Raw genomic sequence first — 12,229 nt, forward strand, 5'->3', positions numbered from 1 at the left:
TTGTATACAAAAACAGGGTAGCAATATATTCAAACACTGCTACCTTGTTTTTTATGTTTTTAGATCCTATAGTATCAATTTAAAATAGTTAACCTTTTCTGCATTATAATATCTAGTCAAAATACCACTTGTAAGCTCTCATATATACAAGATTTATTCATTATTATCTTCTGTTTGTTCCTCTTTTTCTGTTTCTATTGGCTTCTTATCTTTTTCATTAACATGAAGCTTCTTCAATATTTCAATGATTTCTTGTTCCTTTTCATCATTTTCTATTCCTTCTACTCCATAGCAATAGTCGTGCGGTTGTTTCTTTTTCCACACAATTGTCCCCATCATTTTTACTTCCTCTTCACCTATCATACATGAAACTTCTAATAGAAAGTTCTTTTTGTTCAAGGGTAGATCAAATGCTGTTGTTATTTTCATCCCACCTGGACTCAAGTCTATTATCTGTAGCCTACCAGTATCTGACCGTTGTAACTTATCTTCCTTCATATTATCAACCACAATAACAAAGGTACCATCAATTGGTTTAGGAAATTGATATCTTAATGACTCTTGGCGTTTATACCGCATGTTATTCACCTCTTATGTAAACTCTTATCATCTGCTGTACTAAGATTAACTTCTCAACTATAGTTGAATATATAATAAAACTAATCTTTACTAATATATATCACATTATCGAAATATTGGAAACCTATCAATCGATAAACTAAAAAAACATCGCCTAGAGATAGGCGATGTTTTTTTAGTTTATCGATTGATAGAATTAAAATTTAAATTCTTTTACTAGATTATTTAGTTCTTCAGCCGATTGAGCAAGCTCGTTAGAACCATTTGTAATTTCTCCCATCGCACTAGAGGTTTCTTCAGCAGACGCTGAGGTTTCTTCTACTCCCGCAGCTGATTCTTCTGATATAGAAGCAATTTCGTGAATGGAATTATTCATGACATCACTTTCTTTAGCCATCTTCTCTAGACCATCCGTCATTTTTTGAATATCAGATGTTACCATTGCAATAGCTTCTTTAATTGCCATAAATGTAGCACCTGTGACACTTATATGTTCTGTTCCACGAGCTACCTCTTCATATCCTTCTTCTAATGTAGTAGATACATCAGCTGATTCTTTTTGGATATTCGTTGCTATTTTCGTAATATCTTTAACAGAATCACTTACTTGGTCTGAAAGTTTTCTTACTTCATCAGCAACAACCGCAAAACCCTTTCCGTGTTCACCTGCTCTGGCCGCTTCTATTGCAGCATTTAATGACAATAAATTCGTTTGGTCAGCAATGTCCTTAATAACAGAAACTAGTTTAGTGATTTCTTGTGACTGGATATCTAAACCACGTACCTTTTCAACAGCCTGCTTCACAATTGTATCCACATTACCCATTTTCTCAATCGATTCCAACATTAACGTGTTTCCAGATTCAGTCTCTTTCTCTACCTCACTTGTCGTCTGAGAAACTGATTTACCACTTTGACTAGCATTGGTGATTTGCTTGGTAAAACCGCTCATTGCATGTGCAAGATCCCCAGCATTATTAGCTTGTGTCTCTGTTCCTGAAGCTAACTCTTCCATTGTAGCAGCAATCTGCTCTGCCCCGTTCATCACTTCATTAGACGATTGAGCTAAAGTCTCACTTTGTTTAGTTACTGTATTTGCTGTATCACTCATTTTTTTAACAATTCGTTTGATATTATCTTGCATAATATTCATCGATTGTCCTAATTTACCAATCTCATCCTTTCCTTGATATTCTAACGCTTCAGTCGTTAGGTCTCCATTTGCAATGTTGTTGCTCATAGAAACGACTTTACCTAAATGCTTAGATACATATCGACTCAACAAGACGATCATTATTAGACCAACCACAATAGAAAGTAACATCGAACCAGCTAAGGTGAACAGAACTGCATTTTGACTATCTAATGCGCTCTCTACAGCTTCTTCTCTTTCATCATTAACTGTATCTCTTAACATTTCAAGATATCTAAGTGACTCTTCTGTTAAATCTCTGAATTGCTTTGTATAGAAAGAAAACAAATTACTTTCTGCTTCATATTGTCCAGCTATTTTCCCTAAAAATAATTCATCAATTCGATCATTAAACTTATTTACACTCCCCATTAACGCCATTTGCTTTTCCGTGTCTAAATTTTCTTGAATTTCATTTATTAGAGTAGCTACCTCTTTTTGATTAATCTTATAATCTTCTATGTATGCATCACTACCATTTTGTGAATAGCTAAGTGCAGACATCGATTTTGCTCTTATTTCTGAGCCTATTTCTGTTATGGCAATTGCACGCATACCTCTTCGTTCTAAGGCATTAACCTCGTCTTCTACTGTTGCGATCGATTTAAAAATAAAACCTGAAGAAATTAATAATAATAATAAAATAGCAAAGAAAACGATTCCAAATTTTCCACCTATTGATTTATTTTTTACGCCGATAATAGGTAAATGACCAATTTTATTTAATAGTTTTCCTTTCTTCTTACTCTTTTTCTCATTTGTTGTTTGTTTCTTTCGTTTTAACTTGAGCTGTTTCATTTAACATTCCTCCTTTTTATCATTAAAAAAAGCTCACCAAAAGAATGGTGAACTTTTACGTAATTCAGATTAATTATCTTTTTTACGTGAATCATTCATTTCTTTTTCGGTAGCCCGGCGATCATAGTTCGACAACAATAGACCCGTGGCTTTGCGTCCTTATCTTTCAACAAGTTTGCCTTTTCCAATTCAATTTTCGTTACATTTCTTAACTATATTGTAGTAAAAATTAACTAATTATTCAATACTATTTTAGCTTATTTTTTAATTATAGTTATTAATTCCTATACCAATTTACTGTTATTCTTGCCATAATGTAATTATACTTTTCAAACCAAAAAATTAGTATTTTGCAATTGCTTAATTGAATACTTTAAGTTATCATACAATATATAGGTGTTTTTAAACGAAAGATACCTATATATTGTATTTTTTAATGTGGAATGATGAAAATTCAACATAGATCCTTTCATTCATAGGCTTAGCTGTTCGACAAGTTTTTCATAAGCATTCATACATATATTAACTTTGTACAGGAGGATATAAACAATGGCAACGAAAATTAGCAATGATATCCAGGATGTATTGCACCAACTCTCTCACTTATCCAAAAAATATAATATGGATATAACTCACATAGAGGAGCAAATTCGACAACTAGAAAACACCTCTAAAGATTTAAATCAAGAGGCGCTTTTTTATGCATTAAACCGCATTTCAATGGATCAACCAAATTGGACTTTTGTTGCTTCACATTTCTATTTAGAGCAAATCTATCAAGAAGCTGCTAAAAACCGAAATTATGAAGCTAACGATAGATATGGTGATTTATATGAGCTTATTTCAACATTAACGGAAAAAGGTATTTATAGTAATAATATTTTAGAAACGTACACACAAGACGAAATACGCTCACTGCAACAAGAAATTACTCCAGATCGTGATCAACTATTTAATTATATTGGCTTATTCTTATTGGCAGATCGCTATATAGCACGTGACCATGATCGTAATCTTTATGAGCTGCCGCAAGAAAGATTTATGATTATTGCAATGACATTGATGCAACATGAAGCGGCTGAAAAACGTCTTGATTTGGTTAAAGAGGCATACTGGGCATTAAGTAATTTATACATGACGGTAGCTACACCAACATTAGCTAATGCCGGGAAGAGTTATGGTCAGCTATCCTCCTGTTTTATAGATACAGTCGATGATTCATTAGATGGAATCTATTTAAATAACTGGGATATTGCTAGATTAAGTAAAGATGGTGGCGGAATCGGGATTTATTACGGAAAAGTTCGTGCCCTAGGTTCTGATATAAAGAAATTTAAAGGAAACTCTTCTGGTGTTGTTCCTTGGATACGCTTGTTGAATGATACTGCAGTAAGTGTTGATCAATTAGGGCAACGTCAAGGTGCAGTAGCGATCTATCTCGATGTGTTCCATAAGGACATTATGAGTGGCTTCTTAGATCTTAAAACAAATAATGGGGATGAAAGACGTAAAGCACACGACATCTTTACTGGAGTTTCTATTCCCGACTATTTCATGGAGCAACTAAAAGTTACCGATGAAAATGGGAAAAGTATTGGTGAATGGCATACATTCTGTCCACATCAAGTGAAGCAAATAATGGGTTGGAAAGACGAGAATGGAAATCCGCTCGGTCTTGAAGATTTTTATGATGAAACAGACAATAAATACTTTACTGAAAAATATAAAGAAGCAGTCAATCATCCACTACTTCCTAGAAAAACATATCGTGCAATGGATGTAATGGCTCGCATTATGGTTGCACAGTTAGAAACAGGAACACCATATATGTTCTATCGTGACGAAGTAAACCGTCAAAATCCAAATAAACATGGACGTGGTGAAGGTAGAACATCCATTTATTGTAGTAACTTATGTACTGAAATTGCACAAAACATGTCTACTACAACGATCGTGCGTGAGTATCAAGACGAAGACGAGAATATTGTCATCGTACGTAAGCCAGGTGAATTCGTAGTATGTAATCTATCGTCTATTAATCTGCCAAACGCAGTTCGTTCTGATGTCTTAGAGCGCTTAATTCGTATTCAAGTACGTATGCTCGATAATGTAATCGACTTAAATACAATTAGTGTGGGACAAGCACAAGTAACAAACAAGAAATATCGTGCAGTTGGACTTGGCACATTTGGCTGGCATCACCTTCTTGCATTAGAACATATTCACTGGGAGTCTGATGAAGCTGTTCAATTTGCTGATAAAGTGTATGAAGATATTGCTTACTATACGATTCAAGCTTCTATGGAATTATCAAAAGAAAAAGGAGCTTATCGAGCATTTGAAGGTTCAGAGTGGGAAACAGGTCGTTACTTTGAACGTAAAGGCTACAACAGTGATCGTTGGCTAGCATTAAAAGAGGCAGTTGCTACAAACGGTATTCGTAATGGCTGGCTAATGGCTGTTGCACCAAACTCTTCTACCGCAAAAATTGGTGGATCTACAGACGGAATTGATCCATTATATGCAGTAGAATTTGCAGAAGAAAAGAAGAACTTTAAATTTAAAGTAACAGCGCCTGATTTGGATCATGTTACTTATAATTATTATCGCCGTGCTCGTCATGAGCTAGACCAAACATGGAGCATCAAACAAAACGCAGCAAGACAGCGTCACGTCGACCAAGGAATCAGCTTCAACATTTATGTACGACATGATGTGAAAGCTAAAGATCTATTAAACTTGCACCTTTCTGCTTGGGAAAATGGATTAAAGACGACTTATTATGTACGAAGCACTTCTCAAACTGAAATTGATGAGTGTGAAGCGTGTCACAGTTAATAAATGAGTGGTTAAGGAGTTGTTGTAGCGACAGCTCCTTCTACCATATTCTAATAGGAGGAAAATAGCATGGTACAAATCGATCAGCCACTTTCTAAAATAAAGTTGCTTAACCCTACTTATCCGAATAAATCAACCGGAATAATTAATGGACAATCTTCTGGTCTCTTAAACTGGAATGATATTGCTTATCCACAAATGTATGATCTATATCAAACATTACTATCAAATTTTTGGAAAGCACAAGAGATTAATATGCAAGATGACATTAAACAATGGGATTACTTAACGGAAACGGAAAAAGATGTTTTCTTACGTATTAATACACAGCTTGCATCATTAGATAGTCTTCAAACACCTACTATGTCTTACGTGATGGACTATGTAACAGACTCAAGCTTTAAAGCAATCTTCGCGGTTATCTCACAACAAGAAGCAGTTCACAATGAGTCTTACTCTTATATTTTGAGCTCTCTTGTTCCATTAAGAGAACAAAATGAGCGTTTTGATCAAGCAAAAGATGATCCAATTGTTCGTAAACGAAATCAATTAATTTTAGATAGTTATGATGCTTTCCGCGAAAAGCCAACACCACAACGATTGTTTGAACTAGCGATTAATTCTATTAACTTAGAAGGAATCTATTTCTATGCTGGGTTTGCATTCTTTTATCATCTAGCACGTCAACAAAAAATGCTGAAAACAAGTACAATGATTAGTTACATTCAACGTGATGAAATGCAGCATGCATACTTCATCTCACAATTCATTCGTATCTTGTTAACAGAAAACCCTGAATTGAATACTGAAGAGAACATTCAATATGCTTATCAAACAATTGATAAAGCCGTTCAGAATGAAAAAGAATGGGCAACATACATTCTGAAAGACATCGAAGGCATTGATCTTGATGAATTCCATGGTTATGTGGAATACCTTGCAAACAAGCGTCTCCGTCAAATTGGTTTAGACAACTACTATGAAGACCGTGAAAACCCAATGGCATGGATTCATGTCTTCAGTGATGAGATGTTAAATGAGACTAAATCAGATTTCTTTGAGCAAAAGTCTCGTACGTATACTAAAGTTTCTTCTTCTAATGGTTTTGACGAATTATAAGGGAGGCTATTGGCAATGAAAGCTGCCGTTATCTATACATCAGTAACTGGTAATACCGAAGATCTTGCAAATCAAATCTATCAAGGCATGCGAAAACAGCAAATGAATGTCGACTTTATTTCGATCAACGAGTTAGATTATGATACACTTCCTGACTACGATATTATTGCGGTTGGGACGTACACATGGGATAACGGTGATTTACCAATGGAAATGGAAGAGTTGTTCATTGAATTTGAAGAACAAGATATGAGTCATGTTACAACAGGAGTCTTTGGCACTGGAGATAGTTTTTATCCATATTACTGTGGAGCAGTTGATCTGTTTCGTGACATGTTGTATGTCCATACAAACTTAGCTGTTACTTTAAAGATTGAGCTAACTCCACAACAAGACGACTTAATACGCTGTGAAAAATTCTGTGACCGACTGACAAGAACACTAGTACCAGCTTAACTTATATACAAATACAACAAACCGTTACGTTAATTTTAACGTAACGGTTTATTATTCCCATTTGTATTAAATTAATAAGAAAAAACATTATAAATATTAATAAATAAAATAGCCAAGATCGCAACATTAAAGATTTTCTCAATCTGCTTATCAGTTAATTTATGTACAAAACTCGTACCTATCAACCCACCAAGAATACCACCGACGATCATATATGGAAGCATCATTAAGTTGTAATCTCCAATGTTTGTTGTTACACCAGCCAACACAAGTGCTGATAATTGAGAGAAAAAGATAATAAAGATTGAATTACAAGCCGCATTTTTAGCATTCATTGAAAATAACAAACTTAACACAGCAACATTTAAAGGGCCACCGCCAATACCTAAGAAAGAAGACAGTAAGCCTAAGACAAATCCAATGCTCAAAATGATCGCTTTATTTTCTATCTTAAATCTTTTCATAGCGTGTTTGTATTTAAAATAAACAAAAATTAAAGCCAACAATAAAGCCAGTAATATCGATTGAAAAATCCCCATCTCTTTTGAAATGCCGAGACTAATTACAAAATAATTAAACACAGCTTTCCCGATAAAACCACCTAGAATTGAACCAGCTGCAATTAAAGCACTGTTTAACTTATCAAGTTTAACATCCATTTTTCTCATCTTAATTAAGGAAACCGTAGCCATTGAGAAGACAGTCGCAGCAGAAAGAATTCCAATTGTTGATAAATCATAATGCCCAAAAAAATCTAACACCGGCTTAATGATTACTCCTCCACCCAAGCCAGCAATCGAACCAAGTGTGGTAGCAAACAATCCAATAATAAAATATAAAATAAACATGTCAATCATCCTTTTAATTATCCCATTTAAATATATAAAAATTATTTAACTATTTATCATTTTGTTATCTAGCATCAGCGACACATCTAAACCCCGTATTCCCTGAAGAACTATCTGGTGTGTTGGATGAGCGTGCTGCAACTCGGTATCTATTACAGTAAGAATGATGACATAGATATGAGCCACCCCTCATGGAACGGGCCACGCCAGTCTTTGGACCGTTTGGATCTTTCACTATGCCATAGTCATACTTGGCATCAAACCAATCCGCACACCATTCCCATACATTTCCCGATACATTATATAGCCCATACCCATTAGGAAGAAAAGCATCTACAGGAGCAGTACTGAAATAGCCATCCTCTTTATCGTTGTGGATAGGGAATTCCCCCTGCCAAATATTACAACGATGTTCTCCATTTGGAGTTAATTCATTGCCCCATGGATATCTTTTCTTAATTAATCCACCGCGAGCTGCATATTCCCATTCTGCTTCTGTGGGTAAACGTTTACCAGCCCATTTACAATAAGCAATGGCATCATTCCAAGTCACATGTATGACTGGGTGATCCATCCGATTCTCAATCGAAGATCCCCTACCTTCTGGCTGATACCAATAAGCATCTTTAACTGGTAACCACCATTGATGAGCCGGGGCTACTAACTCAACTTTATCGATATTAACTAATTGATAAAAAACAAACGACCAACCAAACTTCTCTGTCTCAGTAATATAATTTGTATCTTCTACAAAAGCTTGAAATGATTTATTTGTAACAGCATACGGATCGATATAAAAAGAGGAAACCTCCACCTCTCTTACCGGTCGCTCTCCATCTTGTGTGAAACCTTCATCAAAACTATCACCCATCTCAAATTGACCACCTGGTATAAATATCATGTCCGCTTTATTGAATGTGTCATTTTTTTTAAAATGTTGCTCTGAAGTATGTATGTTTTTCTCATGTGAAGATCTCTCCGGCGAGCAACAGGATTGTTGATTATTCTCAGTCATTTGAAACACCCTCAAATCATGTTAAAAAATATAATATCCTTTAATTATATACTAGTTAGTGAACGGTTTCATCAGAAATTTAATCTATCTTTTTTACTTTATAATGAACAATAAATTGTGATTTCCATCATAGAAATACAACGTTGGATGCCTCATACTTATGATATATACATATTAAGGAGCATGCCGATGAGTGACATGACAACGTTAACAAAGAAAACAGGTCTATCCGGAATTATGTGGAAAACTGTTTCAGAGTCTTGTAATTTAGCCTGTGATTACTGTTATTACAGTCGCTGTAATGGTAAAGCAGGAAAAATAGACCGGATAGACGACAAGTTATTAGAAAAAGTAATAAAAGAATATATGGAAATGTCGAGTGGTCTCGTAACCTTTGCTTGGCAAGGTGGTGAGCCATTACTAGCCGGTATTGATTTTTTTAAAAAGGTTGTTTATTTGCAATCAAAATACGCAAAAGCAAACACAATAATAAGTAATTCGATTCAAACGAATGGATTACTACTGAATCAGGAATGGGCCACTTTTTTTAAGCAATATAATTTTCTAGTTGGTGTAAGCTTAGATGGACCTGCACACATAAATGATGCCAGAAGAGTAACCAGTTCCGGAAAGGGTAGCTTTCATACAATAATTAAGGGAATACAATATTTAAAAGATGCGCATGTACCTTTTAATATTTTAACTGTTTTACATGAAAACAATATTACTTGTGCAGCTGAACTAATGAATTTTTATCAAGATTATGGTTTTGATTATGTACAGTTTATACCATGTATGGATTTCCAATCTCAAGATATCTATCAATCGGGTGATTACTTAATTACACCAAAGCAATACGGAGATTTTCTTTGTGAAGCATTTGATCATTGGTACAACGATGGGCATCCTGAAATATCGATACGATTTTTCGATCATATTTTAGCTGTTAATCTAAACCAACCTGCTGGAATGTGCACCCACATGGAAACTTGTCCAAAAACAGTAATTCTTGAACAAAATGGTGATGCGTATCCATGTGACTTCTATATTCATGAAGATTATCGTTTGGGAAATGTAAATACAAACACTTTAGAGTCTATTGTGAATGATGCCCGTTGGGAGCAGTTCACTACAATAAAGCCTGCACTCCCGGATAAGTGCAAATCATGTGAATTTCTTCATTTATGCCATGGTGGTTGTCCAAGAAATCGACAAAGAGAATCCAATCAAATGGGCGTAGATTATTTCTGTGATAGCTATCAACAAGTATACCGTTATGCACACTCCCGCATACAAGACGTTGCACAAAAAGTAAGGAAAAATAGAATACATGCACATATGAGCTCAGGTGCCAAATTACCGGAAAGAAACGATCCTTGTCTATGTGGCAGTGGTAAAAAATTTAAAAAATGCTGTCAAACTTTATTAGAAAAAAACAATAGCTGAAATAGAGAAATGACTAGGTTATAATCATTAACCTAGTCATTATCACGTCCAATATTCTCTTTAACGAATATGATTTAGACATGTCTTTGGCTCTTTACCCACAATCAGTTGTGTGCCATCTGTATAACCTTCTTCACGGCCTGTCAGCTGTTCAATCAAAAATTGCTTTAATCGTTCTATTCTTGTTTGATATATTGGGTTATTCCATTCGTTTTTTAATTCATAAGGGTCTTGTTCAAGATTGAAATATTGCTCCACACCAGTTTGTGAGAACCAAATATACTTCTCTTTTCCATTTGTAACATAATGGTAGGATTCAACGCCGTACGTATGCTCTCCATGAATAAACTCTCGTGCCAATGAAGCATGCTCATCCACTAATAAAGGAAGTAGTGTTTTTCCATCTACACTTTCAGGGATTTTTATACCAGCTATATCAAGCAAGGTTGGCATAATGTCTCTTAATTCAACTGCTTGATCTATCGTGCTTCCTTGCTTTACCCCTAATACATTACCGGGATCATTAAGAATAAACGGAACATGCGCACTACCCTCATACGGTAGAGCTTTAGCAAAACGGTTATGATCACCAAGTAATTCTCCATGATCTGATGTAAATAAAATAACGGTATTTTCTAATACGCCATACTCCTGCATCGCATTAATTAATCTTCCTATTTCAAAATCAATGTGACTAATCAATGCATAATAAGCTGCTCGCGCTCGCCTTAATCGTGCAGCAGGGACATCCCCTTTTTTCGTTGTTGGCATCAACCCTTCATTCAATTGATCTGCTAATTCCGCCCACTCCCCTACATAAGGATCATCTATATCATTGTTCAAATATTGATCGAAAAAGTATTTGGGTGGATCAAATGGTGGATGCGGTCGAACAAAAGACGTCTTTAAGAAGAACGGTTTTGAAGGATCACGCTTTCTCAAGAAATCAATTGATTGTTGAACCGTCCAATTCGTTGGGTGATACTTCTCTTCCAATTCCCACGGTCTAGCCATTGTTGAGGAATTACAATCAAGTCCTAAATCTGTAATATCATAAGCGGCACCCTTTTTATCTCTAAACCAATTCAAATAGTCATCACAATATTCGAATGTTTCCGTTGTTTTTACCTCATTTTTAAAACGGTTATAATGCATATAACCATCATGAAGTGTAATGTTATGAAATCCCATTAATTTTCTAGTTGGATACACATGCATCTTCCCAACAGCCTGTGTATGATAGCCATTATTAGCTAACTCTCCAGGTAACGTATGTTCATAATTCCAAGGAACTTTATCTTCATATCCAACTCTTCCATGTGATTCTTGACTCATACCTGTTAGTACTGCGGCTCTTGCAGGCACACATGTTGGTGTTGCTGAATAAGCATTGGAAAAGGTTACTCCCTTTTGGGCAAGCTCATCTAAATTAGGTGTTTCTACAACAGGATGATCTAATATACTTAAGCAATCAAAGCGCATCTGATCAACCATTAATAACAAAATATTTGGCTTCATGCTCTCACCTTTCTATCATTAGATTAATATGTCATTCAATTATACACAAACATGAATGACTAACGAAATTTTCTATTGTAATTCCACAGTAAAAATAGCAATCCACTTAACCCCAACAATTGAAGGAATAGTTCTGTTTTCCCTACCGTGCGTTGGCCATAAATAACTAAAAATAAGCTGAATAGAAAAAATAGAACTTTCCCTATTCGTAATATATTATCTTTCATTTAAGTACCTCCTAAATGCTTTATTTAGCCTTTTCACTGTCTGAAACATAATAAGATCTATTTAGCCCTATCCTTTCAGACCTCCGACAGTCATTCCTTGAGTTAATCGTTTTTGTACCATGATATATAAAATAATAGTTGGTAACATCGCAATTACCATTCCGGCATACATCGGGCCATAGTTTACTGCCGC

10 protein-coding genes and 1 riboswitch are annotated in these 12,229 nt (G+C 35.1%); of the genes, 4 read left to right on the forward strand and 6 right to left on the reverse strand.

All coding sequences use genetic code 11. The features are described 5' to 3' along the window. Window positions 1-153: 153 nt before the first annotated feature. Together HP569_RS13735 and HP569_RS13740 are read right to left on the reverse strand one after the other, a co-directional pair. Window positions 154-579, reverse strand: coding sequence for a PilZ domain-containing protein (locus HP569_RS13735; protein ID WP_182201731.1), 426 nt, complete (start codon window positions 577-579; stop codon window positions 154-156). A gap of 196 nt (window positions 580-775) precedes the next feature. Next, a complete protein-coding gene (locus tag HP569_RS13740; RefSeq protein WP_182201732.1) occupies window positions 776-2,569 on the reverse strand; it encodes a methyl-accepting chemotaxis protein in 1,794 nt (597 codons plus the stop codon). 105 nt (window positions 2,570-2,674) lie between these two features. Then, a riboswitch (cyclic di-GMP riboswitch) is annotated at window positions 2,675-2,759 on the reverse strand. 359 nt (window positions 2,760-3,118) lie between these two features. On the opposite strand from HP569_RS13740, the gene HP569_RS13745 reads away from it, so the two are divergent. The 3 genes from HP569_RS13745 to HP569_RS13755 all read left to right on the forward strand — a co-directional run bounded on the left by HP569_RS13745 (window position 3,119) and on the right by HP569_RS13755 (window position 6,982). Continuing rightward, window positions 3,119-5,407 carry a ribonucleoside-diphosphate reductase subunit alpha gene (locus tag HP569_RS13745; protein ID WP_182201733.1) on the forward strand — a complete coding sequence of 763 codons (2,289 nt, stop codon included), beginning with the start codon at window positions 3,119-3,121 and terminating at the stop codon, window positions 5,405-5,407. Window positions 5,408-5,476: 69 nt separating this feature from the next. Beyond that, window positions 5,477-6,526: a ribonucleotide-diphosphate reductase subunit beta gene (locus HP569_RS13750; protein ID WP_182201734.1), complete on the forward strand. Its 1,050-nt coding sequence runs from the start codon at window positions 5,477-5,479 to the stop codon at window positions 6,524-6,526. 15 nt (window positions 6,527-6,541) lie between these two features. Beyond that, window positions 6,542-6,982, forward strand: a complete 441-nt coding sequence (locus HP569_RS13755) for a flavodoxin domain-containing protein (protein WP_182201735.1) — start codon at window positions 6,542-6,544, stop codon at window positions 6,980-6,982. A gap of 71 nt (window positions 6,983-7,053) precedes the next feature. Here the strand turns inward: HP569_RS13755 and HP569_RS13760 are convergent, their stop codons facing one another. Both HP569_RS13760 and HP569_RS13765 read right to left on the reverse strand, forming a co-directional pair. After that, entirely contained in the window at window positions 7,054-7,830 is a 777-nt protein-coding gene (locus HP569_RS13760; protein WP_182201736.1) for a sulfite exporter TauE/SafE family protein, read from the reverse strand. A gap of 64 nt (window positions 7,831-7,894) precedes the next feature. After that, the gene (locus HP569_RS13765; protein ID WP_182201737.1) at window positions 7,895-8,845 is read right to left on the reverse strand and encodes a formylglycine-generating enzyme family protein; all 951 of its coding nucleotides are present in this window, start codon (window positions 8,843-8,845) and stop codon (window positions 7,895-7,897) included. Window positions 8,846-9,034: 189 nt separating this feature from the next. On the opposite strand from HP569_RS13765, the gene HP569_RS13770 reads away from it, so the two are divergent. Continuing rightward, the gene (locus HP569_RS13770; RefSeq protein WP_182201738.1) at window positions 9,035-10,291 is read left to right on the forward strand and encodes an anaerobic sulfatase maturase; all 1,257 of its coding nucleotides are present in this window, start codon (window positions 9,035-9,037) and stop codon (window positions 10,289-10,291) included. A 60-nt stretch (window positions 10,292-10,351) separates the two neighbouring features. On the opposite strand, the gene HP569_RS13775 is transcribed toward HP569_RS13770, so the two are convergent. Next, a complete protein-coding gene (locus tag HP569_RS13775; RefSeq protein ID WP_182201739.1) occupies window positions 10,352-11,809 on the reverse strand; it encodes an arylsulfatase in 1,458 nt (485 codons plus the stop codon). Between the two features lie 59 nt (window positions 11,810-11,868). Continuing rightward, window positions 11,869-12,036, reverse strand: a complete 168-nt coding sequence (locus HP569_RS13780; protein WP_182201740.1) for a DUF6903 family protein — start codon at window positions 12,034-12,036, stop codon at window positions 11,869-11,871. Window positions 12,037-12,229 lie beyond the last annotated feature (193 nt).

Origin of the sequence: Paraliobacillus salinarum, assembly GCF_014083865.1 — a bacterium.
GTDB lineage: Bacteria > Bacillota > Bacilli > Bacillales > Amphibacillaceae > Paraliobacillus > Paraliobacillus salinarum.

Bases quoted from the DNA above. Each gene is read 5' to 3' on its own strand.
- HP569_RS13735 (WP_182201731.1), bottom strand. From the start codon at position 579: ATGCGGTATAAACGCCAAGAGTCATTAAGATATCAATTTCCTAAACCA.
- HP569_RS13740 (WP_182201732.1), bottom strand. From the start codon at position 2,569: ATGAAACAGCTCAAGTTAAAACGAAAGAAACAAACAACAAATGAGAAA.
- HP569_RS13745 (WP_182201733.1), top strand. From the start codon at position 3,119: ATGGCAACGAAAATTAGCAATGATATCCAGGATGTATTGCACCAACTC.
- HP569_RS13750 (WP_182201734.1), top strand. From the start codon at position 5,477: ATGGTACAAATCGATCAGCCACTTTCTAAAATAAAGTTGCTTAACCCT.
- HP569_RS13755 (WP_182201735.1), top strand. From the start codon at position 6,542: ATGAAAGCTGCCGTTATCTATACATCAGTAACTGGTAATACCGAAGAT.
- HP569_RS13760 (WP_182201736.1), bottom strand. From the start codon at position 7,830: ATGTTTATTTTATATTTTATTATTGGATTGTTTGCTACCACACTTGGT.
- HP569_RS13765 (WP_182201737.1), bottom strand. From the start codon at position 8,845: ATGACTGAGAATAATCAACAATCCTGTTGCTCGCCGGAGAGATCTTCA.
- HP569_RS13770 (WP_182201738.1), top strand. From the start codon at position 9,035: ATGAGTGACATGACAACGTTAACAAAGAAAACAGGTCTATCCGGAATT.
- HP569_RS13775 (WP_182201739.1), bottom strand. From the start codon at position 11,809: ATGAAGCCAAATATTTTGTTATTAATGGTTGATCAGATGCGCTTTGAT.
- HP569_RS13780 (WP_182201740.1), bottom strand. From the start codon at position 12,036: ATGAAAGATAATATATTACGAATAGGGAAAGTTCTATTTTTTCTATTC.